Annotated in this window: 22 protein-coding genes; 15 read left to right on the forward strand and 7 right to left on the reverse strand. The window is 46.1% G+C overall.

Going from position 1 to position 21,602, the window contains the following annotated elements; genetic code table 11:
• Positions 1 to 304 precede the first annotated feature (304 nt).
• The 3 genes from L1076_RS10330 to L1076_RS10340 are packed head-to-tail and all read left to right on the forward strand — an operon-like array spanning position 305 to position 3,035.
• Positions 305 to 532: a FeoA family protein gene (locus L1076_RS10330; RefSeq protein ID WP_033005426.1), complete on the forward strand. Its 228-nt coding sequence runs from the start codon at positions 305 to 307 to the stop codon at positions 530 to 532.
• Positions 532 to 2,808, forward strand: a complete 2,277-nt coding sequence (feoB, locus tag L1076_RS10335; RefSeq protein ID WP_042606115.1) for a Fe(2+) transporter permease subunit FeoB — start codon at positions 532 to 534, stop codon at positions 2,806 to 2,808. Before L1076_RS10330 ends, feoB begins: the two co-directional genes overlap by 1 nt.
• Entirely contained in the window at positions 2,805 to 3,035 is a 231-nt protein-coding gene (locus L1076_RS10340; RefSeq protein WP_038865666.1) for a FeoC-like transcriptional regulator, read from the forward strand. The genes feoB and L1076_RS10340 overlap by 4 nt, the downstream gene beginning before the upstream one ends.
• A gap of 92 nt (positions 3,036 to 3,127) precedes the next feature.
• On the opposite strand, the gene L1076_RS10345 is transcribed toward L1076_RS10340, so the two are convergent.
• The 3 genes from L1076_RS10345 to argS form a co-directional block, all read right to left on the reverse strand.
• Positions 3,128 to 3,649 carry a YqhA family protein gene (locus L1076_RS10345; protein ID WP_237303573.1) on the reverse strand — a complete coding sequence of 174 codons (522 nt, stop codon included), beginning with the start codon at positions 3,647 to 3,649 and terminating at the stop codon, positions 3,128 to 3,130.
• A 150-nt stretch (positions 3,650 to 3,799) separates the two neighbouring features.
• Positions 3,800 to 4,228, reverse strand: a complete 429-nt coding sequence (locus L1076_RS10350; protein WP_054756977.1) for an HIT domain-containing protein — start codon at positions 4,226 to 4,228, stop codon at positions 3,800 to 3,802.
• Positions 4,229 to 4,395: 167 nt separating this feature from the next.
• A complete protein-coding gene (gene argS, locus L1076_RS10355; RefSeq protein ID WP_038865662.1) occupies positions 4,396 to 6,129 on the reverse strand; it encodes an arginine--tRNA ligase in 1,734 nt (577 codons plus the stop codon).
• A gap of 220 nt (positions 6,130 to 6,349) precedes the next feature.
• Between argS and L1076_RS10360 the strand changes: the two genes are divergently transcribed.
• On the forward strand, positions 6,350 to 6,949 hold the full coding sequence (locus L1076_RS10360; protein WP_237303574.1) for a VOC family protein: 600 nt from the start codon (positions 6,350 to 6,352) through the stop codon (positions 6,947 to 6,949).
• A gap of 75 nt (positions 6,950 to 7,024) precedes the next feature.
• Here L1076_RS10360 and purU read toward each other — a convergent pair whose 3' ends face one another.
• Positions 7,025 to 7,858, reverse strand: a complete 834-nt coding sequence (gene purU, locus L1076_RS10365; RefSeq protein WP_038879279.1) for a formyltetrahydrofolate deformylase — start codon at positions 7,856 to 7,858, stop codon at positions 7,025 to 7,027.
• A 217-nt stretch (positions 7,859 to 8,075) separates the two neighbouring features.
• Between purU and L1076_RS10370 the strand changes: the two genes are divergently transcribed.
• The 7 genes from L1076_RS10370 (at position 8,076) to rnd (ending at position 15,555) form a co-directional block, all read left to right on the forward strand.
• Positions 8,076 to 10,001: an ATP-dependent DNA helicase gene (locus L1076_RS10370; protein ID WP_038879281.1), complete on the forward strand. Its 1,926-nt coding sequence runs from the start codon at positions 8,076 to 8,078 to the stop codon at positions 9,999 to 10,001.
• Between the two features lie 45 nt (positions 10,002 to 10,046).
• Positions 10,047 to 10,748, forward strand: coding sequence for a tRNA (adenosine(37)-N6)-threonylcarbamoyltransferase complex dimerization subunit type 1 TsaB (gene tsaB, locus L1076_RS10375; RefSeq protein ID WP_038879283.1), 702 nt, complete (start codon positions 10,047 to 10,049; stop codon positions 10,746 to 10,748).
• A gap of 53 nt (positions 10,749 to 10,801) precedes the next feature.
• Complete coding sequence (locus L1076_RS10380; protein ID WP_005428720.1) at positions 10,802 to 11,107, forward strand: hypothetical protein; 306 nt, start codon at positions 10,802 to 10,804, stop codon at positions 11,105 to 11,107.
• A 25-nt stretch (positions 11,108 to 11,132) separates the two neighbouring features.
• Positions 11,133 to 11,690 (forward strand): Slp family lipoprotein, encoded by a 558-nt coding sequence (locus L1076_RS10385; protein ID WP_038865656.1) that lies wholly within the window; start codon positions 11,133 to 11,135, stop codon positions 11,688 to 11,690.
• A 6-nt stretch (positions 11,691 to 11,696) separates the two neighbouring features.
• Positions 11,697 to 12,551, forward strand: a complete 855-nt coding sequence (locus L1076_RS10390; protein ID WP_045409026.1) for an alpha/beta hydrolase — start codon at positions 11,697 to 11,699, stop codon at positions 12,549 to 12,551.
• Between the two features lie 106 nt (positions 12,552 to 12,657).
• A complete protein-coding gene (gene fadD, locus L1076_RS10395; protein ID WP_038865654.1) occupies positions 12,658 to 14,349 on the forward strand; it encodes a long-chain-fatty-acid--CoA ligase FadD in 1,692 nt (563 codons plus the stop codon).
• Between the two features lie 87 nt (positions 14,350 to 14,436).
• The gene (gene rnd / locus L1076_RS10400; RefSeq protein ID WP_038865653.1) at positions 14,437 to 15,555 is read left to right on the forward strand and encodes a ribonuclease D; all 1,119 of its coding nucleotides are present in this window, start codon (positions 14,437 to 14,439) and stop codon (positions 15,553 to 15,555) included.
• A gap of 108 nt (positions 15,556 to 15,663) precedes the next feature.
• Here the strand turns inward: rnd and minE are convergent, their stop codons facing one another.
• Genes minE through minC form a run of 3 tightly spaced genes read right to left on the reverse strand, consistent with a single transcriptional unit; the run spans position 15,664 to position 17,422 of the window.
• Positions 15,664 to 15,927 carry a cell division topological specificity factor MinE gene (gene minE / locus L1076_RS10405; protein ID WP_005437690.1) on the reverse strand — a complete coding sequence of 88 codons (264 nt, stop codon included), beginning with the start codon at positions 15,925 to 15,927 and terminating at the stop codon, positions 15,664 to 15,666.
• A 2-nt stretch (positions 15,928 to 15,929) separates the two neighbouring features.
• The gene (gene minD, locus L1076_RS10410; RefSeq protein WP_005437688.1) at positions 15,930 to 16,742 is read right to left on the reverse strand and encodes a septum site-determining protein MinD; all 813 of its coding nucleotides are present in this window, start codon (positions 16,740 to 16,742) and stop codon (positions 15,930 to 15,932) included.
• Between the two features lie 17 nt (positions 16,743 to 16,759).
• Positions 16,760 to 17,422 (reverse strand): septum site-determining protein MinC, encoded by a 663-nt coding sequence (gene minC, locus L1076_RS10415; protein ID WP_038865652.1) that lies wholly within the window; start codon positions 17,420 to 17,422, stop codon positions 16,760 to 16,762.
• Between the two features lie 197 nt (positions 17,423 to 17,619).
• On the opposite strand from minC, the gene L1076_RS10420 reads away from it, so the two are divergent.
• The 4 genes from L1076_RS10420 (at position 17,620) to L1076_RS10435 (ending at position 21,374) form a co-directional block, all read left to right on the forward strand.
• Positions 17,620 to 17,901 (forward strand): YcgL domain-containing protein, encoded by a 282-nt coding sequence (locus tag L1076_RS10420; RefSeq protein ID WP_038865650.1) that lies wholly within the window; start codon positions 17,620 to 17,622, stop codon positions 17,899 to 17,901.
• Positions 17,902 to 17,952: 51 nt separating this feature from the next.
• The gene (locus L1076_RS10425) at positions 17,953 to 18,924 is read left to right on the forward strand and encodes a lytic murein transglycosylase (protein ID WP_038865648.1); all 972 of its coding nucleotides are present in this window, start codon (positions 17,953 to 17,955) and stop codon (positions 18,922 to 18,924) included.
• 70 nt (positions 18,925 to 18,994) lie between these two features.
• The gene (locus tag L1076_RS10430; protein ID WP_038879297.1) at positions 18,995 to 19,939 is read left to right on the forward strand and encodes a LysR family transcriptional regulator; all 945 of its coding nucleotides are present in this window, start codon (positions 18,995 to 18,997) and stop codon (positions 19,937 to 19,939) included.
• Between the two features lie 235 nt (positions 19,940 to 20,174).
• Positions 20,175 to 21,374: a NupC/NupG family nucleoside CNT transporter gene (locus L1076_RS10435; protein WP_042606107.1), complete on the forward strand. Its 1,200-nt coding sequence runs from the start codon at positions 20,175 to 20,177 to the stop codon at positions 21,372 to 21,374.
• The last annotated feature ends 228 nt before the right edge of the window (positions 21,375 to 21,602 follow it).

The raw sequence follows: 21,602 nt of genomic DNA on the forward strand, positions 1-21,602 counted from the left end.
GACAGGTTGATGTGAGAAAAGCGACAAAATGCCAAGCTTGATATAAATATCTGTTTTTACTCATTATTTTGTTTGAATGGTATTGGCTTGTTGCGATTGTGTTAATTGCTGTATTGCTGAAAATATTCAATTTTGACGAAAATGACGAGAGATTGATTAACGGAGTTGACGTGGTATTTCGTCAAAAGCATTAATGAAATCTTTGATTTCACACAATGAATGCAAGGAAATGGCGGAGTATCATCTGCTTCCTGTATACTATTAATAATAATATTTCTCATTAGCACTACCCTTAAGGGCCATTATGAAGTTATCAGAGATTAAACCCGGCGAAACGGTGACTATTCGTTTATTGGAAGGTCTTACATCGGATGTCAGAAAAAAGCTTATGGTGATGGGTTTACTTCCCAATACTGAAGTGAAAGTCATTCGACGTGCTCCAATGGGTGACCCACTGCAAGTTGAAGTTCGTGGTGTTTCTGTTGCATTGCGAGAGGCCATTGCGCAGAACATTGAAGTGGAGCGAGCATAATGCAATACCAAATTCTTACGGTCGGTAACCCAAACAGCGGTAAAACGACACTTTTTAATGGCCTTACTGGTGCAAAACAACAAGTCGGCAACTGGGCTGGTGTAACGGTTGAAAAGAAAACCGGTCAGTTTAAACACGCTGGCGATGAATTTTTGCTGACAGACCTTCCGGGTATTTACTCTCTAGATAGTGGTAATGACAGTAATAGTATTGATGAGTCTATCGCGTCTCGTGCGGTTCTGACGCACCCTGCTGATCTGATCATCAACGTAGTCGATGCAACAAGTCTTGAACGTAGCTTATATATGACACTGCAGCTGCGCGAGCTTGGTCGTCCTATGATTGTTGTATTAAATAAAATGGACGCACTTAAGCGTGAACGCCAAATCATCAACGTTGCAGAACTAGAAAAAACGTTGGGTTGCCCGGTAGTTAGCCTGTCAGCGACAAACAAAGCACAAGTAGCAGAATTTAAAGAGAAGCTGCACAAGTCTGTGGTTCAAGGTGTCGCGTTAAAAGAAGTCGCTTTGAATTACGGCGAACAAATGGAAGCGGCGATCGGCAAAGTTTCGGCTCTTTTCAATGATCAAACCGTTTCTCACCGAGCATTGGCGATTCGCGCACTAGAAAAAGATGCACTGGTTCTTAATAGCATGTCGGATGCAGACCGCAATAGTGTTGAAAATACGATTGCCGAGCTAGATCTTGATGTTGACCTGCATGTGGCTGACACCAAATACACACATCTTCACGAAGAGTGTAAGAAAGTACGCCGTAGCGAAGGTAAGCTAAGCCGCAGCGTGACTGAAAAGCTAGACCAATTCATTTTGAACAAGTGGGTGGGCATTCCATTCTTCTTCGTTGTGATGTACCTAATGTTCATGTTCTCTATCAACATTGGTAGTGCGTTCATCGACTTCTTCGATATCGGTGTTGGTGCTCTGTTGGTTGATGGTGGTCACCACTTGTTAGACGGTCATTTGCCTGTGTGGTTAGTGACGGTTCTTGCTGATGGTATCGGTGGTGGTATCCAGACGGTTGCAACCTTCATTCCGGTTATCGCTTGTTTGTACCTGTTCCTAGCGGTACTTGAGAGCTCAGGTTACATGGCTCGTGCAGCATTCGTATTAGACAAAGTGATGCAGAAGATCGGTCTACCGGGCAAAGCATTTGTACCGTTGGTTCTTGGTTTTGGCTGTAACGTTCCGTCAATCATGGCAACTCGTACTCTAGACCAAGAACGTGAGCGTAAACTGGCTGCATCTATGGCGCCATTTATGTCATGTGGTGCTCGTCTGCCTGTATACGCGTTATTCGCAGCGGCATTCTTCCCTGGTTCTGGTCAGAACATTGTATTCGCACTTTACCTACTTGGTATTGTGGCAGCGATCTTCACGGGTCTTTTCCTTAAGCACACGCTTTACCCAGGTAGCAGTGACAGCCTAGTAATGGAAATGCCTGATTACGAGCTTCCGACGCTACAAAACGTGGTGATCAAAACTTGGCAAAAGCTAAAGCGCTTTGTACTTGGTGCAGGTAAAACCATCGTTATCGTTGTTGCTATTCTGAGTTTCTTCAACTCATTGGGTACTGATGGCAGTTTTGGTAACGAAGACAGCGAAAACTCTGTGCTTTCTAAAGCAGCGCAAGTTGTGACTCCAGTATTCTCACCAATCGGTGTTCAAGAAGACAACTGGCCAGCGACGGTAGGTATCATTACCGGTATCTTCGCAAAAGAGGCGGTAGTTGGTACGCTGAACAGTCTATACACTACGCCAAGCGACGGTGAAGACGCAGAATTTGACCTAATGGGCAGCCTAGAAGAGGCAGTAATGAGTATCCCAGAAAACCTAGCCGGTTTGAGCTACTCAGATCCACTAGGTATTGAAGTGGGTGACTTAACTGACTCAAATGCAGTTGCAGAAGAACAAGAAGTCGATGCTTCTATCTTCGGTAACATCAAATCGCAGTTTGCTTCTGGCAATGCAGCGTTTGCTTACCTAATCTTTATCTTACTGTACACACCATGTGTTGCAGCAATGGGTGCTTACGTACGTGAGTTTGGCCATAAGTTCGCTCGATTTATTGCAGTATGGACAATGGGACTGGCTTACCTATGTGCGACGTTCTACAACCAACTGACACATTTCGCAGATAGCCCAGTGACCAGTGGTATTTGGATTGCGGTAATTGTAGCAATCTTCTTTGGTACATACCGTGTGTTCAAACGAGTTGGTAAGAAGCAAAACGGTGCATTAGAGGCGCAAGTAGCATGATTTTAAAAGAGCTTTATCAATACATTGCAGACAAAGGAATCGTCTCTCAATCAGATCTGGCTAAGCAGTTTGGGATGAGTGAAGATGGCGCCGACGCGATGTTAAGCGTGTGGATCAAGAAGGGAAAAATTAACCGTCTAGTCGACACCAATAAAGCTCATGATGTGACTCGAGTACGTTACTCAGTAACTAAGCAAGATGGTTTATCACTGACAGTGACCATGTAGCAATCAAACATTATCATGTAAAGACGACAAAGCCGCATCAGTAACGATGCGGCTTTTCTTTTGCTAGTTATTGTATTGTTAATACAGCGGAATCAATGCTCTTCAGAGTGTTTAGTCGCACCTAACCCTAGGAACTTCAACCCTAGACTTAAAACTAAAATCGAAATAGGTAAGGTCAAGATCGTCCAACTTAAGCTGTCGAAGTTAATCAGTACGAGTTCCAAGAACTTCACAAACAAAATCACAATGATGACTTCAGCCAAGATATTTTTCAGGTGGCCGATGTTTGGGGTTCTGATCCAATGTAAAACCGACTGTTCTTGTGTTTTCGCTTTAGCTTTGTTGGAAATAAATAGTGTGTAGATGCCGTGAGCAAAGATGAACAAAACTAGCGCAACAAGAAATGTATCCAGTGACTTGATCAAATAAGCGATCGCGATATCTGCTTTATCTAAATGTGCGAGTGCTTCCGGAGGTGTTTGATTAAGAATGAAGACTGCAAACGCCGAATAGGTTTTCGCTGCGCCCATAACAAAAAGCAAGAACGAAGCAGCCATAGAACAGATGATGGCGATCCAGCTGACGTATCGGAATGTGTTGAAGACTTGTTTCATGATGACCCTCTCTAATTGAGCTGGCAGTCTAAACAAGTTTGATTTAAGTGATAATCCCAGAAAAATGAGAAAGATTGTTACAAATATGCATTAATCTTCCTCTACTTATCTCGTGTGTATTCAAAGGCGGATGATTTTTACTCGCGGTGCTTATGCCTTTTGGAAAATAGAGCTCAGTGACAGCACGTTCTTAATGCGCCCAAGTAGCTCGTTTTGCTCTTCTTCTGTACGGAATTTACCTTTGGTGTTACCCCAAACCGGTCCAGGCCATGCGACGTCATCTTTGAAGCGAGCGATATGGTGAATGTGCAGCTGTGGCACCATATTACCTAGCGCACCAAGGTTTAACTTGTCTGGACGGAATGTGGCTTCCAGTGCTTGGCTTACCGCTTGAGACTCTAGCAAAAATTGTTGCTGTTCTTTCATTGGCAAGTGGTGAAGCTCTTTTAGGTTTGCACGTTTTGGTACCAAGATAACCCATGGCACGGCATTGTCTTTATGCAGAAGCGCCACACACAGTGGGAAGTGACCGATAACGGTGGTGTCTTTTGCCAATTGAGGGTGCAGTTCAAAACTCATTATATTATCCGATTTGAATTGAATGACATCAGTATACGCCAGATAAAACAAAAGGTTGACGCTTTCACGCCAACCTTTCTAAATCATCTCGATTCTCGATTCTCGATTCTCGATTCTCGATTCTCGATTCTCGATTCTCGATTCTCGATTCTCGATTCTCGATTCGCTTACATGCGCTCTAGAGTATCGATACCTAGTAGAGACAGACCCTGCTTGATAGTCTTCGCTGTTAGCGCTGCTAATTTCAGACGGCTTTGTTTCACTGCTTCGTCTTCTGCAACTAGGATAGGGCACGCTTCGTAGAAGCTAGAGAACTGACCTGCTAATTCGAATAGGTAGCTACACATGATGTGTGGTTGACCTTCGCGAGCAACAGATTGAACCGCTTCTTCGAACTGCATAAGCTTTGCAATAAGCGCTTTTTCTTTCTCGTCAGTGATTTTGATTTCACCTTGTAGATCATCCATAGAAACGCCAGCTTTAGCGAATACAGATGCTACACGAGTGTAAGCGTATTGCATGTACGGTGCAGTGTTACCTTCGAACGCTAGCATGTTGTCCCAATCGAACACGTAGTCCGTTGTACGGTGCTTAGAAAGGTCTGCGTATTTAACCGCTGCCATTGCAACAGTATTTGCGATCGCTTTCTTCTCGTCTTCAGCTAGCTCAGGGTTCTTAGATTCGATCAGCTGTGCTGCACGAACTTCTGCTTCATCAAGAAGATCTGCTAGACGAACAGTACCACCAGCACGAGTCTTGAATGGCTTACCGTCTTTACCTAGCATCATGCCGAATGCATGGTGTTCAAGAGAAACAGATTCTGGAATGTAACCCGCTTTACGAACGATAGTCCAAGCTTGCATTAGGTGTTGGTGCTGACGAGAGTCGATGAAGTAAAGTACGCGATCCGCGCCTAGTTCCTCGTAACGGTATTTCGCACATGCGATGTCCGTTGTTGTGTATAGGAAGCCGCCGTCGCGTTTCTGAACGATAACGCCCATCGCTTCGCCGTCTTTGTTCTTGAATTCTTCAAGGAACACAACTTGCGCGCCGTCATCTTCAACCGCAAGACCTTGTGCTTTAAGGTCTGCTACGATCTTAGGTAGCATGTCGTTGTACATGCTCTCGCCCATTACGTCATCACGAGATAGAGATACGTTTAGACGATCGTAGTTGCGTTGGTTTTGGATCATGGTAACGTCAACTAGCTTCTTCCACATTTCTGCGCAGAACTCGTCACCGCTTTGCAGTTTTACAACGTAGCCACGAGCTTTTACTGCAAACTCTTCGTCTTCATCGTACAGCTTTTTCGATTCACGGTAGAAACCTTCAAGATCCGCCAGTTCCATAGAAACTTCGCCAGACTCTTGTTGTACACGCTCAAGGTTTGCGATAAGCATACCGAACTGAGTACCCCAGTCACCGATATGGTTCGCACGGATCACTTTGTGACCTAGGAACTCAAGAGTACGTACTACTGCATCACCGATGATGGTTGAACGTAGGTGACCAACGTGCATTTCTTTAGCAACGTTTGGTGCAGAGTAGTCAGCAACGATAGTTTGAGCTTCGTCTGCTGCAACGCCAAGACGTGAGTCAGCCAGTGCTGCTTCCGCTTGTTTTGCTAGGAACTCTTCGCTTAGGAAAATGTTGATGAAACCAGGACCAGCGATTTCTGTCTTGCTCGCAATACCATCTAGGTCTAGAACATCCAGTACTTTCTGTGCAAATTCTCGTGGGTTAGTACCCAGTTTTTTAGCAACGCCCATTACGCCGTTTGCTTGGTAGTCACCAAATTGTGGCTTTGCTGATTGGCGTACTGCCGCAGGGCTGCCTGCAGGTGCACCAGCGGCTTCTAGAGCCTGAGATACTTTGTCATTAATAAGTGCTTGGATATTCACACGCGTTTCCTTCAATTCAAGGACGAAGAACTCGGCGAAGTAAGTGCCGAGTTCTGTTGGAGTTCACAAAAATGGGGCTAATGATAACAACTTTATTGCTTTTCATACAGAGAGGAATTGGGGAAATTTATACTTTTTCGATTGAATGGAAATGTGGCTTGGTTTGCGTTTACTATTGCGCTCAGAGTAATGAGATAAATCGCCCCATAAGAGAGCCACAATGACGACTCAACTAGTTGAAAAACGCCTAGCGCCTGAATTGATGATCCAAGATCTGGATGCATTCATGGCGAAGATTGAAGAGCTTGCATCCCTGTTAAAACTGGATCTGAGCTTTGCTCAAGCTGACCATATTGCGCTGCGTATTAATGATACTGAAACAGCGAAAGCCGCGCATGAAGCATGGAGCCAATACGGTAAGGTTATCTCGCAAGCGGAAATCAACGGTCGCCCAATTACTGTTATCGAATTCGACAAAGCGTTGGAAAGCCGTGGCTGGAAGATAGAGTGTTTGGAGCTACCATACCCAGCGGAAGGCAAAATCTACTCAACTGAAAGCTGGGAACATGTGGAGTTTGTGATTCCGTCTCATGCTGAAACCGCCGATGAGTTTTTAGCGGATTTGAAACACACTTATCCTGCGTTTGGTGCGCGTTTTGATGAGTTAGGAGAGCTGGGCGTGAAGATCAAACTATCGAGCCCAAAAGGGGAAGGCGAACGCTTGAACAACCCAACCGTGGCGTTTAAGTATCAAGGCATTTGTATCAAGCTGCACCCACATTCACTCAAGCGTATTGTGGAGTCAGAGCAGGCTGAATAAGTTAGCTTTTAACGATTAGAAAGAAGAAAGGGTTGCCCAATGAGCAACCCTTTCTTTTATTGAAATTCGATAAACTTAAAGAATAACCGTCTTATTGCCGTAAACAAAAACGTGATCATTGATCACTTTATTCAAAGCCTTGCTCAATACGTTCTTCTCGACATCGCGACCCGCTTGCGCCATATCTTGTGCGCTGAACGTGTGATCCACTGGAATAACGTCCTGCTTGATGATTGGACCTTCATCCAAGTCATTCGTCACGAAGTGCGCTGTTGCACCGATGATCTTCACACCGCGGTCGTAAGCTTGTTGGTACGGTTTTGCGCCGATAAACGCGGGTAAGAAGCTGTGGTGGATATTGATGATCTTGTGACGGTATTTCTCTACGAAAGTTGGAGTGAGAACACGCATGTATTTCGCTAGCACAAGATAATCGGCATCGTATTGATCAATCACTTCAAGCATCTTCTGCTCGTGCTCTTCACGGCTAAGATCTTCGTGTGTCACGTGGTGATAAGGGATATCAAAACGTTCGGTCAGCGTTTGCAGTTTGTCGTAGTTACCAACAACCGCAGCAATTTCAACATCTAAGCTGCCGTCATAAGTCTTCATCAGAATATCACCCAAACAGTGCGCTTCTTTCGTCACTAGGATAACGATGCGTTTGCGGCGAGAGCTGATCAACGTGCGCTTTGCTCCTTGCGGCAGTGCTTGATCTAAATCAGCGAGAAGCGTTTGATCGTTGAAGTATCCCTCCAACTCAGTTCTCATGAAAAAGTGCCCACTGGTGTTATCAACAAACTCGTTATTATGAACGATATTCAGCTGATGCTTGTAACAGATATTGGTGATTTTTGAGATTAGACCCGGTGCGTCGCTGCAATGAGTCAACAGTGTTTTCTTTTCCATAAATCAGATACTTCCATGCATTATTTTTCTAGCGTACGAATAAAGTTCTCACTTTAGAAGCGTGAATCGTACGGCAATCTGACTTCATAAATAATCTATTCTTGGCGTGGTTTCAACAAATTATCCGCATGATGCTAAAACCTAGTGCTTTTGTTGGCTGATGTTTACGCTCAACTCCTGATATACTCTCGACAATTTTTCCAACCAGATGTCAGGCATGATCGCAAAAACATTCTCCTCTGAGGGCGCGTTAGGTAAAGCCATTCCGGGCTTCCAAGCTCGCCAGCCACAAATTGATATGGCAGAAGCTGTCAGCAATGCGATCAAAGACCAAACTCAGTTGGTGGTTGAAGCGGGAACGGGGACCGGCAAAACCTTCGCTTACCTTGTGCCTGCGTTATTAAGTGGCAAGAAAGTCATCATCAGTACCGGGTCAAAGAACCTACAAGAACAGCTGTATCACCGTGATTTGCCTTTGATGGTGAATTCGCTGGGCTTCTATGGTCAAGTGGCACTTTTAAAAGGTCGTTCTAACTACCTTTGTTTGGATCGTTTAAGTCGTCAAATGGTTGAAAGCCATACGAATCAAGCTGACCCAACACTGCTTACCCAATTGGTTAAGGTTCGTAGTTGGTCGTCTGAAACTAAAACGGGTGACTTGGGTGATTGCGATGATCTGCCAGAAGACAGCATGATTATTCCGACGATTACGTCAACGAATGATAACTGTCTGGGTAAAGACTGTCCGAGTTACACCGATTGTTTCGTCTTGAAAGCACGTAAACGTGCGATGGATTCAGACATTGTTGTAGTCAACCACCACTTATTCCTTGCGGACCTTGCGATCAAAGAAACTGGCTTTGGTGAATTGATCCCAGAAGCTGACGTGTTTATCTTCGACGAAGCTCACCAGCTTCCAGATATTGCCAGCGAATACTTCGGTCAATCGATCTCTAGCCGTCAGATCCAAGAGCTCGCCAAAGACATTGAGATTGCCTACCGTACAGAAGCAAAAGACATGCGCCAGCTGCAAAAAGTGGGCGATAAGCTGATGCAAAGTGCGATGGACATGCGCATCGTGCTGGGTGAGCCGGGCTTTCGTGGTAACTGGCGTGAAGCGATGCAATCTGAGTCCATTAAACGTGAATTGGTGCGTTTAACTGATAGCTTAGATCTGGCGATTGATGTGTTGAAACTGGCTCTGGGTCGAAGCCAGTTGCTGGATACTGCGTTTGAACGTGCAAATCTAATAAAAGGTCGAATCGACCGTGTTTGCGATGTCGACATCACAGGTTATTCCTATTGGTTTGATACATCTCCGCGTCATTTTGCTCTGCACATTACGCCGCTTTCGGTGGCGGATAAATTCCATGAGCAAATCGAAATCAAACAAGGCGCGTGGATTTTTACCTCAGCAACCCTAGCGGTTTCGGGTGACTTTAAACATTTTACCGACCGTCTTGGATTAAAGCCGAAGCAACAGTTTTCGTTGCCATCTCCGTTTGATTACGAGAAGCAAGCACGCTTATGTGTGCCTCGTTATCTACCAGAGCCAAACAGCCCTGGCTTAGCCGACAAACTGGTGCGAATGCTTGCTCCTGTGATTGAAGAAAACGATGGGCGTTGTTTCTTTCTGTGTACTTCGCACAGCATGATGCGTGAGCTTGGTGAACGCTTTCGTGAAGTGCTGGATTTGCCAGTGCTAATGCAAGGCGAAATGAGCAAACAAAAGACCCTTGCCGAGTTTATGGAGCTAGGTAATGCATTGCTGGTGGCGACGGGGGCATTCTGGGAGGGGATCGATGTTAGAGGTGATGCGCTGAGCTGTGTTATCATCGACAAATTACCGTTTACTGCCCCTGATGACCCGCTGCTCAAAGCCCGAATCGAAGATTGTCGATTACGTGGCGGTGAGCCGTTTGCAGAAGTGCAAATCCCAGATGCGGTTATCACGTTAAAGCAGGGTGTAGGACGTTTGATTCGAGACCAAAAAGACCATGGTGCCTTGATCATTTGCGACAACCGTTTGGTAACGCGTGATTACGGTGGCATCTTCCTCGGCAGTTTACCGCCAATCCCAAGAACACGGGATTTGGAACGAATCAAAACATTCCTAAAAACAGAACAACCTGCCGCAGATTAATACGCTGTGGCATCAATAAATTAAAGAAGAATTGTAGAGAGTTACATGAGCGCAAAAATTCTTGCTATCGATACGGCAACTGAAAACTGTTCAGTTGCGCTACTGGTTAATGACCAAGTGATTTCACGCAGTGAAGTGGCTCCTCGTGACCACACTAAGAAAGTGCTGCCTATGGTAGACGAAGTACTGAAAGAAGCGGGCCTGACTCTACAAGATTTAGACGCATTGGCGTTTGGTCGTGGTCCGGGCAGTTTTACTGGCGTTCGTATCGGGATTGGTATTGCACAAGGTTTAGCGTTTGGTGCTGATCTGCCAATGATCGGCGTTTCAACGCTGGCTGCGATGGCGCAAGCAAGCTACCGTCTACACGGCGCAACGGATGTAGCTGTTGCGATTGATGCACGCATGAGTGAAGTTTACTGGGCACGTTACACTCGCCAAGAAAACGGTGAATGGGCCGGTGTGGATGCAGAATGCGTTATTCCACCCGCACGTCTAGCGGAAGAAGCGCAAGCAGACGACAAAACGTGGACTAAAGCGGGTACTGGTTGGGATGCTTACCAAGACGATCTTGGCAAACTGCCATTCAACTTAACGAGCGGTGATGTGCTTTACCCTGATTCGCAAGACATCGTGATTCTTGCTGAGCAGGAGCTTAAGAAAGGCAACACAGTCCCAGTAGAAGAATCGAGCCCGGTTTATCTGCGTGATAATGTGACGTGGAAGAAACTTCCGGGTCGCGAATAATTCATCACTACTAGAATATACGAGGCGTTTGCCCTGTATTTTTATGGAACGTTATGGCGTCTATCAATGGTTTACCTCCTGCGTTAATACCGGGTGCAAATCGCACCAATAAAGTCGGTAAAAAAGGGCAGGTAAAGAAAACTCAAGATAAGCAGTCCGTTGGTCAACCTTCTAAGGTGGCGAACGCCGTCGCGCATTCCATTAAGCAAGTGGATGAGTCTCAGATTCATCGTGCTCAAGTGCAATACGATTTGCCTGAGGGTCATGCTCGCAAAGCAATGGAACAGTATATGGACGTCATGAATCGAGCAAAGAAAGAGGAACTTGCTCAGTTACTTGGTGTCGATATCTATGTGTAAAACAACGAATTTATAGTGGGGGTTTATGAAACTTTCTGGACGTATTTTTCTGGTTATTATCGCGGCATTCGGGCTTTCTGCCTGTAGTTCTCTTCCTGAAGAGCTGAACGCAAGCACTGAGCAGGTTTTGACGGATTACAAAGCCTTTGCTGAAGACCAAGGACAGGCTGCTAACGATGTTCGCCTTGGTGGTGTTATCGCGAAAGTGGATAACTTGAAAGACCAAACGCGTCTTGAGATCGTAAACCTTCCAATCAGCAAATCTGGCAAGCCAGATATCGACCAAGAACCAACGGGTCGCTTTGCGGTGTATTTTGATGGTTACTTAGAGCCAGTTTCTTTTAGTAAAGGTCGAATCATTACCGTTGTTGGTAAAGGTTCGGGCGAAGAAGAAGGCAAAATTGGTGAGCACCAATACATCTTCCCAGTCATCAAAGGCGATGGCTACCGTTTATGGAAGATTGAAGAGCGCGTACGTATGTACGACACACCAACCTATTACTACCCTTGTTACTCTATTAACTGCCGCATGTGGCGAAATGACTTCCCTCAAGATGGCAAGGTGATTAAGAAGGTTAAATAATCTGTGATGAATGAGCGCCGTTTCGAACTCCCAAATGGGAGCATGGCTGCCTTAGAGATCGGAAACGAAAAAACGACTGCTTGTTCAGTCGTTTTTCTTCATGGGTGGATGGATAACGCGGGCAGCTTCAAAAGTTTGATGAATGCCATCCATCAGCGAAACCCTGACCTTCATTTATTGGCGATTGACCTATTTGGTCATGGCTTATCCAGTCATAAATCCTCGGACAATTACTACCCCTTCCACGACTACATTGCTGATTTACACCAACTATTGGATGAATTATCGCCAAACAGACTGATGTTAGTAGGGCATTCACTAGGCGCCTTAATCGCAAGTTGCTATAGTGCTGCCTTTCCTGAACAGGTCGAAGCGTTAGTGCAAATTGAAGGAGCGGGTCCACTCGCTGAACAACCTTCCAATAGTGTGAAACGACTGCGAGATGGTGTCCTTGGCCGACAACGTCAACGCAATAAACCGGAGCGAGCTATCGCTTCTTTCGATCTGGCGTTAAAGCTACGCATACAAGCGAATCACCTGACCGCCGAGCAGTTGATGCCAATCGTAAAGCGCGGAACTGAATGTCGTGAGAACCAGTGGTTTTGGCGACACGATGCCAAATTAAAGTGCGATTCTCTTTATCGTATGGCACAGGACCACGCGAACTCGATCACCAGCCAAATACGCTGTCCGCACCTGATCATATTGGGTGACAAAGGATTTCAGCATTTACAGTCTAACCAAGTCGATTGGGGCGAAAATCCACCGAATGTGGTTTCTGTCGCGGGTGGGCACCATTGCCATTTAGAGCAAACACTCGAGGTCGCAAAGCGAATTCTTGGTGTAGTTAACAAAATTTAAACAAGTGTTTGAGAGTTACGTGCTCAAGCACGTTTGCTGTGCTGTAATAGTGTTCAAAATAAAAAGGACGCTATTTTTTAGCCAGTTATAAACGAGGAGTAACATCGTGGATAAACCATGGCTTTCACGTTATCCAAGTGACGTACCTGAAACCATTAATCCAGAGCAATATGAGTCTTTGGTAGAAATGTTCGAACAGTCTGTTCAAAAGTACGCAGACCAACCGGCATTCATGAACATGGGCTCGGTCATGACCTTCCGCAAGTTGGAAGAGCGTAGCCGCGCATTCGCCGCATACCTACAAAACGAACTTAAGCTGAAGAAGGGCGATCGTGTCGCGCTTATGATGCCAAACCTGCTGCAATACCCTGTCGCGCTATTTGGTGTTTTGCGTGCTGGCTGTATCGCTGTGAACGTGAACCCACTTTATACTCCACGTGAGCTTGAACATCAGCTAAACGATGCTGGTGCAACGGCGATCGTTATCGTTTCTAACTTCGCGAACACACTTGAGCAGGTTGTAGAAAATACACCAGTGAAACACGTAGTCTTGACCAGTCTTGGCCAAATGCTACCACGCGCGAAAGGTACGCTTGTTGACTTCGTCGTTAAGTACGTGAAAGGCATGGTACCTAAGTACGACTTACCTGGCGCAATCTCAATGCGTAAAGCACTGCACAGAGGTCGTCGCCTTCAGTACGTGAAGCCATTCATGTCTGGTGATGATATCGCATTCCTGCAGTATACCGGTGGTACAACGGGCGTAGCGAAAGGCGCAATCCTGACGCACCGCAACATGATTGCTAACGTTATGCAGGCGAAAGGTGCATACGGTCCAGTACTGTCTCCAGGTCGCGAGCTTGTTGTTACGGCACTGCCGCTTTACCACGTATTCGCACTGACGGTGAACTGTCTGCTGTTCGTTGAAATGGGTGGCAACAACCTGCTTATCACTAACCCGCGTGATATTCCGGGCTTTGTGAAAGAGCTGCAAAAATACCAGTTCACTGCAATTACTGGTGTTAACACCCTGTTTAACGCGCTGGTGAACAACGAAGATTTCCATGAGCTAGATTTCAGCAACCTTCGCCTAGCTGTAGGTGGTGGTATGGCAGTACAACGTGCCGTGGCTGAAAAATGGCAAAAGACCACCGGCTGTTACCTACTAGAAGGTTACGGTCTAACAGAATGCTCTCCGTTGGTGGCGGCTTATCCGCACGACCTAGTGGAATACAACGGTTCTATTGGTCTGCCTGTACCATCAACTGAAGTACGTATTGTTGATGAAGAAGGTAATGCACTTGCAAACACAGAGACAGGTGAGCTTCAAGTTCGCGGTCCTCAAGTGATGCAAGGTTACTGGCAGCGCCCAGAAGCGACCAAAGAAGTGATCAACGAAGACGGTTGGCTATCGACGGGTGACATCGTTAAGTTTGATGATGAAGGCTTCTTGCACATTGTTGATCGTAAGAAAGACATGATTCTTGTATCAGGCTTCAACGTTTACCCGAACGAAATTGAAGACGTAGTAGCACTGCACGGCAAAGTACTGGAAGTCGCGGCTATCGGTCAGCCTCACGAAGTGTCTGGCGAGTTGGTGAAGATCTACGTTGTAAAACGCGATCCAAGCCTGACCAAAGACGAAGTGATTGCACACTGTCGCCAACACCTAACGGGCTACAAAGTACCGAAGTTGGTTGAGTTCCGTGAAGATCTACCTAAGACCAACGTAGGTAAGATCCTTCGTCGCGTATTGCGCGAAGAGAACGACGCAGAGCTCGCGAAGAAGAGCGCATAAGCGGATTTCTTTGTGCAACAATCATTTATTGCCAAATAGTGTTAGAATGCCAGCGTTTTGCTGGCATTTTTTTATAGCGAGAAGCATGTGAACTATCAGATCATTACGAAAAACAAAGACCTAGAAGAAGTCTGCGCTCTAGCAAGAGAAGCCGACGTAGTTATGCTGGATACCGAATTCGTCCGAATCAGAACTTACTATCCGCAACTAGGTTTGATTCAGCTTTTCGATGGCAAACAACTTTCCCTTATCGACCCGACTGAACTGACGGACATGACGTCGTTCGTCGAGTTGCTAAAAGACACCTCAGTACTCAAAGTACTGCACGCGTGTGGTGAAGATTTAGAAGTCTTCCAAAATGCCTTTGGCTGCACACCATTCCCAATGGTTGACACTCAACTTATGGCGGCATTCCTAGGTCACGGCTTATCGACGGGCTTTGCTACGCTGGTGGAAGAATACCTAGGCGTTGAGCTCGACAAGAGCGAGTCTCGCACTGACTGGATGGCACGTCCATTGACTCAAAAGCAGCTTGATTACGCCGCAGCTGACGTTCATTACCTAATGCCTCTTTACGAGAAGCTATTCGATAAAGTCAATGAAGCTGGCTGGTGGGAAGCGGTTCAGCAAGAGAGTGATCTGCTTGTTTCAAAGCGTATTCGCAACGTGAACGAAGAAAACGCGTACCTAGACATTAAAGGCGCATGGCAGTTAAGACCGGCTGAACTTGCGATCCTTAAGCCGCTAGCAACTTGGCGTTATAAAGAAGCAATTAAGCGCGACCTCGCATTAAATTTCATCTTCAAAGAAGGTGACTTACTGACGGTTGCTCGTCTTGGTTTGACTGGCTTTAAGAAGATGGAAGCGGAAGGCATCGACATCCGCGCGATTAACCGCCACGGTGCGAGGATTGCGGGTATCGTGAAAAGTGCAAAGCAAATACCTGCCGATGATTACCCAGCGAAAATTGAACGTTTGATGGATTACCCAGGCTACAAGCAAATCTTCAAGAACATGAAAGATGTAGTGAAGGTAGCATCGCAGAAGTCAGGTTTGGCGACCGAGTTTTTGGCTTCTAAAAAGCAGATCAATCAAATCATTAGTTGGGTATGGAAGAAAGATCGCGACCCAGCACGCCTACCAGATGTCATGCAAGGCTGGCGCCTTGAACTTCTCGGAAAGAACATGGATAAGCTTCTGAAATAGGAGCAAATAAAAAAGGTTGGCATTATCGCCAACCTTTTTTGTAACACGCATTTGTTTTTGTTTTGAGTACTCAAGTGTTTAGAGCGCTCAAGCAAAGTCGAAAAGTAATTACTTCTCGTCTTCTGGCAACTTCACGTTGAGCTCAAGAACTGAAATATCATCGTCCTTGTGTTCAAACGTCAAATCCACCATGTTTGGATCAATCGCAACGTACTTGCTAATTACCTTCAAGATGTCCTCTTTCAATTGAGGTAGGTAAGAAGGTGCAGGATCGTTCTGGCTACGACGCTCAGCAACGATGATCTGCAAACGCTCTTTGGCTAGATTCGCAGAAGTTTTCTTTTGTGGGCGGAAAAATTCTAGTAGTGACATGTCTAGCCTCCGAATAGTCGTTTAAAGAGTCCTTTCTTCTCCTCAGTAAGGAAACGAAATTCAACCTGATTGCCCAGTAGGCGGTCTACCGTATCAGAGTAAGCCATACCTGCGTCGGTGTTCTCGTCAAAGATCACAGGTACACCTTTGTTTGATGCATTCAGTACCGCTTGGCTCTCTGGAATCACACCCAATAGAGAAATGTGTAGGATCTCTTCCACGTCTTCAACGCTTAGCATCTCACCCTGTGTTACGCGAGAAGGGTTGTAACGCGTCAGTAGTAGGTGCTGCTTAACTGGCTCAAGACCTTGCTCTGCGCGTAGCGACTTCGAATCCAAAATACCTAGGATACGGTCGGAGTCACGTACCGAAGATACTTCCGGGTTCGTCGTTACGATCGCTTCATCTGCGTAGTACAGCGCCATCAGAGCACCTTGCTCGATACCTGCTGGCGAGTCACAGATGATGAAGTCGAAGCCCATCTCATCCAACTCAGTGAACACACGTTGTACGCCATCTTTCGTTAGCGCGTCTTTATCACGTGTTTGAGAAGCTGGAAGAATGAATAGGTTATCTGTGCGCTTGTCTTTGATCATCGCTTGGTTAAGCGTTGCTTCGCCGTTGATGACGTTAACAAAGTCATATACCACGCGGCGTTCACAGCCCATGATAAGATCGAGGTTACGCAAGCCGATATCAAAATCGATCACCGCAGTCTTTTTACCCTTTAGAGCCAGACCCGAGGCGATGGCTGCGCTTGAAGTGGTTTTACCAACGCCACCTTTGCCAGACGTTACTACAATAATGCGTGCCATTTTATTTCCTTTTTAGACTAAATCGTGAGTGTTTCTAGATGTAATGATTCTTCGGCTTTACTGATCATTACTTTCTTTTGCCAATACTCACTCTCAATTTGATCGCTCAACCAGTAATCTCCTGCAATGGAAACCAGTTCAGCTTGTAAATCGTGACAAATAATTCGTGCTTCTTGTTGGCCACTCGCCCCGGCAATAGCACGTCCGCGTAGGGTGCCATGAATGTGAATAGAGCCATCAGCAATCACTTCTGCACCAGCGCTTACGTGTGCCAGTACAACCAAGTCACCGTCTTTCGCATAGATTTGCTGGCCAGAACGAACTGGCGTACGCACGATCTTCGTTGGAGCCATTTTGGCTGGTGCTTGAGTTGGAGATTTGCTCGCAGACATGATGGCGAAGCCCGCTTCTGAAGCAAGGTTTTGAACGCGTTTATCTTTACAGCCAGTCACACCAACCGGAATAAACCCTGCGTCAGCGATGCCTTGTTTAAGTGCGAGGAAATCAATATCACCTTCTACTTTTGCTATATTGATAACCAGAGGTGCGGATGCGAAGAAAGAAGGCGCTTGAGAAACCTTTTCTTGCAAAAATTCGACAGTCGTAGCGATCTCATTGTCAGAAAGGTGTAAAACTGACAATGTAAAACTGCTACCTTTAAGGTCAGGTGAATGGGTCATCGTGGACTTCTTGCCTTTATTGAAAGAGCGTTGCCTTAAACTAGGTCTGTCATGTTATATTTCATCCTTTAGCGCAGCAAGTTCTCAAGCGAGCAAATAAGTGAATTAATCTCAAATTTGCAATCAAGTTTGCGAGAATTTTACGTTTTCAACAAAATCCGCACTCAAAGCGGGTAAATCAGCACAAAAGGCTCGTCATGCTTTGTTCTATTTATAAAAGTTCTAAAAAAGAAGGCACTTATCTCTATATTCCGAAAAAGGATGATTTCTCACAGGTTCCTGACATGCTTATGCAAATGTTCGGTAAGCCTATGCCGGTGATGACAATCAAACTTGATGGCCGTACTTTGGCACAAGTTGATGTCGAGAAAGTGAAAGCTTCATTAATTAATGACGGTTTCTTCCTACAGGTTCCGCCTCCGCCGGAAAACCTACTCGATAAATACAAAGAACAAAAAGCCCAGCAGAAAGGCGAATAAACTCGCAACTTTTCATCTGGGAATTCTGCCTCGCTCATAAAGGAGGGCGATATGAAAAAATTACTGGCAGCCATGCTCAGCGTTGGTATGTGTACTTCAGCCTTTGCAAGCAGCGACGGCTTTGATGAATACCTAAATAAATTGCGTGCAGAAGCGCGTGATAAAGGTATTTCTGAGCAGGTGATCAGTGCCGCTTTTTCTGATGTGGAATACAAACCACGAGCAGTAAAAGCAGACCGTAACCAGCCAGAGAAGAAACTGACGTTAGACGAATACATTCCGCGTGCGGTGCCTGAGTGGAAGGTCAAGCAAGCGAAGCAACTGTATAAAGAACACTACGCTGAACTAAAACGCATTGGCGATGAGTTTGGTGTACAGCCGCGCTTTATCGTTGCACTTTGGGGCGTGGAAAGTAACTTCGGTAAGTTCACCGGTAACTTCCGCGTGATCGACGCGTTGTCGACCATGGCATTTGAAGGTCGTCGTGAAGAGTTCTTCCGTAAAGAAACCATGGCGGCGCTACAAATCCTAGATGAAGGTCATATCGAGCTAGAGAACTTCAAAGGTTCTTGGGCTGGCGCGATGGGTCAATGTCAGTTTATGCCAAGCTCATTCCTGCGCTTTGCCGCGGATGGTAACGGTGACGGTAAGAAGGACATCTGGCAATCAGAAGCAGACGTGTTTGCTTCTACTGCGAACTACCTAAGCAAATCTGGCTGGGATGATAAGTTCACTTGGGGGCGTCAGGTTAAAGTGCCACACGGCATTGACCACAACCTGCAAGGTCGCGAAGCAGAAAAAGGTAAGTACCTTCAAGAATGGAGCAAGCTTGGTATCACCAAATACGATGGCAGCCCACTTCCTAAGCTGGACGAAGACATTAAAGCTTGGCTGATCATGCCAGACGATGAGAACGGCCGTACTTACTTGGTGTACAACAACTACAATGTGCTGATGAAGTGGAACCGCTCTTACTACTTCGCACTGGCGGTAAGTCATTTAGCTGACCGCATCACATTCTAGGTTGAATGTATAAACGAATAAAAAGGGCTCTTCGGGGCCCTTTGTTTTCTCTATTTTAAACGAGGTTTGCGTGTTATCTGAACGTGCTGCACAAATGGTGATCTTCTCGGCGTTGATCAAACATAAGAATTTTACCGCTGCGGCAAAGAGCCTTGGTGTGTCTGTTTCTCACGTCAGTAAACAGCTTAGCCAATTAGAAGCTTCATTAGGCATCAAGCTTGTGCAACGTACCACGCGCAGCTTCACGCCAACCGAAGCGGGGCAAACCTTCTACCACCACTGTGAGCAAGTGGTACAAGCCGTTAGCAGTGCCACGTTAGAGATGGAAAGCCAACGCGATGAAGTCGCCGGCTTGGTTCGTCTTGGGTTGTCGCAATCTTTTGGCACACTCCACATCATTCCTGCTATCCAAGAACTTCGCGAGCAGTACCCACAACTGCAAGTTGAAGTGCATTTGTTCGATTACAAAGTCGATATGCTCGAAGAAGGCTTGGATCTGTGGATCACCAATAATGAACATTTGCCAGAAGGCTACATTGCTCAGCGCTTAGCAGATTGCCAATTCGTGGTTGCGGCATCGCCGGATTACTTACTCAAGTACGATACACCAACCGAACCGAATGACTTGTCGCAACACAACTGTCTTATCTACCGCAGTTGGGAGCGTGACTACACCAGTTGGGCGTTCACCAATCGCGAGCAAGAACTCAACGTGAAAGTCTCTGGCAACTACTCAGTCGATTTGGCAGAAGCGGTACGTGATGCTGCGATCGCAGGGTGGGGGATTGCTTACTTAGCCACTTACTTGCTAGGGGATGAATTCCGCTCAGGTAAACTGATTCAGCTTCTACCAGATTGGAGAGCCAGCCAATCGATGCCGTTTTATGCGGTGTACCCAAGTCGTCAGCATATGCCGAAAAAGATCTCTGCAGTGATCGATTTCATCAAACAGAAGATCGGATCGCCTTGCCATTGGGATCAGCGATTAGCTCCTTATATCTCGATTCCTAAGTAGCGAGTACATAAGGTGATTTTAGTCACAAAATTTTTCCAAATTCAGAAACATCTTTTCCATTTGGAAATAATTATTTTAGGCAAACGTTTATCTTCATTTAATTCAATGGGTTATTTGGCTGGTTAAATTGCAATCAGCTGACTTATTCAGCCTGTTAACATCTCCAACTTGCAGCATTTATTATGCTCTATACAATCCGACGCCTTTCCTGTTCCCCCTTTGTCGGATTCATTTTATGAACTCAATTCTTGGTATCGTAGCCATCCTATTCGTAGCATGGCTGCTTTCGACTAACCGCAAGAACATTCGTCTACGAACGGTGTCTTTGGCTTTTGCTCTGCAAGTTATCTTCGCGCTTTTGGTATTGTATGTACCAGCGGGTAAAGAAGCGCTTAACGCAGTAACTGGCGCGGTTTCTAATCTGATCAACTACGGTCAAGAGGGCATCGCGTTCCTATTTGGCAACCTAGCAACAGGTGGCTTTACCTTCGCGATTAACGTACTTGGTATCATCATCTTCTTCTCGGCACTGATTTCTGGTTTGTACCACATCGGCCTAATGCCAAAAGTGATCAACCTAATCGGTGGTGGCCTACAGCGCTTGTTAGGTACTGGCCGAGCAGAATCACTGTCTGCTACAGCGAACATCTTTGTGGGCATGATTGAAGCTCCACTAGTCGTTAAGCCATATCTTAAGCACATGACGGACTCTCAGTTCTTCGCAGTAATGACTGGTGGTTTGGCATCGGTTGCTGGTGGCACGCTAGTAGGTTACGCATCACTGGGTGTGGATCTGAACTTCCTAATCGCAGCGGCATTTATGTCTGCGCCAGCGGGTCTTCTGATGGCAAAAATCATGATGCCAGAGACAGACACCACAACTCCAGATATCGACCTAGACCAAGTAGAAATTCCACGAGCAACCAACGTGGTTGAAGCAATGGCAGACGGCGCAATGTCTGGTCTACGTATCGCAGTAGCGGTAGGTGCAACGCTATTGGCGTTTGTGAGTGTTATCGCGATGCTAAATGGCATTCTGGGCTGGTTCGGCGGTCTGTTCGGTATGGAATTGAGCTTCGAGCTAGTACTTGGTTACCTGTTCGCACCAATCGCATGGTTGCTAGGTATTCCTTGGAATGAAGCTATCGTGGCAGGCTCTCTGATCGGTAACAAGATTGTGGTAAACGAGTTCGTAGCCTTCATCCAACTGATGGAAGTGAAGTCTCAGCTAAGCGCACACTCACAAGCTATCGTAACCTTCGCACTGTGTGGTTTCGCAAACATCTCAACTATGGCGATGCTGATTGGTGGTCTAGGCTCACTCGTACCAGAGAAGCGTTCATTCATCTCGAAATACGGCTTCCGCGCAATCGCAGCAGGCGTAATGGCAAACCTGATGAGTGCATCAATCGCTGGCGTGATTTTGAGTTTGTAACAGAACCCCTCCCTAACCCTCCCCTTAAAAAGGGGAGGGGACTAGAGCGGAGTGCGCTTAGTGTGAAGCGATAATCGACAGTTAATATAATGTCTGTAGCGATTGCATTAGTTGAATCGATCTCTTTCCGGTCCTCCCCATTTTCAAGGGGGAGTTAGAGGGGGTTGCTGCTCCGAACTAAATCCGGTCGCTGCATTTGAATAAGTTAGTGAACGAATAGCGATCTCA

It is taken from the genome of Vibrio sp. MMG023, from assembly GCF_021654215.1.
GTDB classification, from domain to species: Bacteria; Pseudomonadota; Gammaproteobacteria; order Enterobacterales; family Vibrionaceae; genus Vibrio; species Vibrio jasicida.

Bases quoted from the DNA above. Each gene is read 5' to 3' on its own strand.
- L1076_RS10330 (WP_033005426.1), top strand. From the start codon at position 305: ATGAAGTTATCAGAGATTAAACCCGGCGAAACGGTGACTATTCGTTTA.
- minC (WP_038865652.1), bottom strand. From the start codon at position 17,422: ATGACCCATTCACCTGACCTTAAAGGTAGCAGTTTTACATTGTCAGTT.
- L1076_RS10380 (WP_005428720.1), top strand. From the start codon at position 10,802: ATGGCGTCTATCAATGGTTTACCTCCTGCGTTAATACCGGGTGCAAAT.
- purU (WP_038879279.1), bottom strand. From the start codon at position 7,858: ATGGAAAAGAAAACACTGTTGACTCATTGCAGCGACGCACCGGGTCTA.
- minE (WP_005437690.1), bottom strand. From the start codon at position 15,927: ATGTCACTACTAGAATTTTTCCGCCCACAAAAGAAAACTTCTGCGAAT.
- L1076_RS10370 (WP_038879281.1), top strand. From the start codon at position 8,076: ATGATCGCAAAAACATTCTCCTCTGAGGGCGCGTTAGGTAAAGCCATT.
- L1076_RS10360 (WP_237303574.1), top strand. From the start codon at position 6,350: ATGACGACTCAACTAGTTGAAAAACGCCTAGCGCCTGAATTGATGATC.
- L1076_RS10390 (WP_045409026.1), top strand. From the start codon at position 11,697: ATGAATGAGCGCCGTTTCGAACTCCCAAATGGGAGCATGGCTGCCTTA.
- L1076_RS10350 (WP_054756977.1), bottom strand. From the start codon at position 4,228: ATGAGTTTTGAACTGCACCCTCAATTGGCAAAAGACACCACCGTTATC.
- L1076_RS10340 (WP_038865666.1), top strand. From the start codon at position 2,805: ATGATTTTAAAAGAGCTTTATCAATACATTGCAGACAAAGGAATCGTC.
- L1076_RS10420 (WP_038865650.1), top strand. From the start codon at position 17,620: ATGCTTTGTTCTATTTATAAAAGTTCTAAAAAAGAAGGCACTTATCTC.
- feoB (WP_042606115.1), top strand. From the start codon at position 532: ATGCAATACCAAATTCTTACGGTCGGTAACCCAAACAGCGGTAAAACG.
- tsaB (WP_038879283.1), top strand. From the start codon at position 10,047: ATGAGCGCAAAAATTCTTGCTATCGATACGGCAACTGAAAACTGTTCA.
- L1076_RS10435 (WP_042606107.1), top strand. From the start codon at position 20,175: ATGAACTCAATTCTTGGTATCGTAGCCATCCTATTCGTAGCATGGCTG.
- L1076_RS10385 (WP_038865656.1), top strand. From the start codon at position 11,133: ATGAAACTTTCTGGACGTATTTTTCTGGTTATTATCGCGGCATTCGGG.
- minD (WP_005437688.1), bottom strand. From the start codon at position 16,742: ATGGCACGCATTATTGTAGTAACGTCTGGCAAAGGTGGCGTTGGTAAA.
- L1076_RS10345 (WP_237303573.1), bottom strand. From the start codon at position 3,649: ATGAAACAAGTCTTCAACACATTCCGATACGTCAGCTGGATCGCCATC.
- L1076_RS10425 (WP_038865648.1), top strand. From the start codon at position 17,953: ATGAAAAAATTACTGGCAGCCATGCTCAGCGTTGGTATGTGTACTTCA.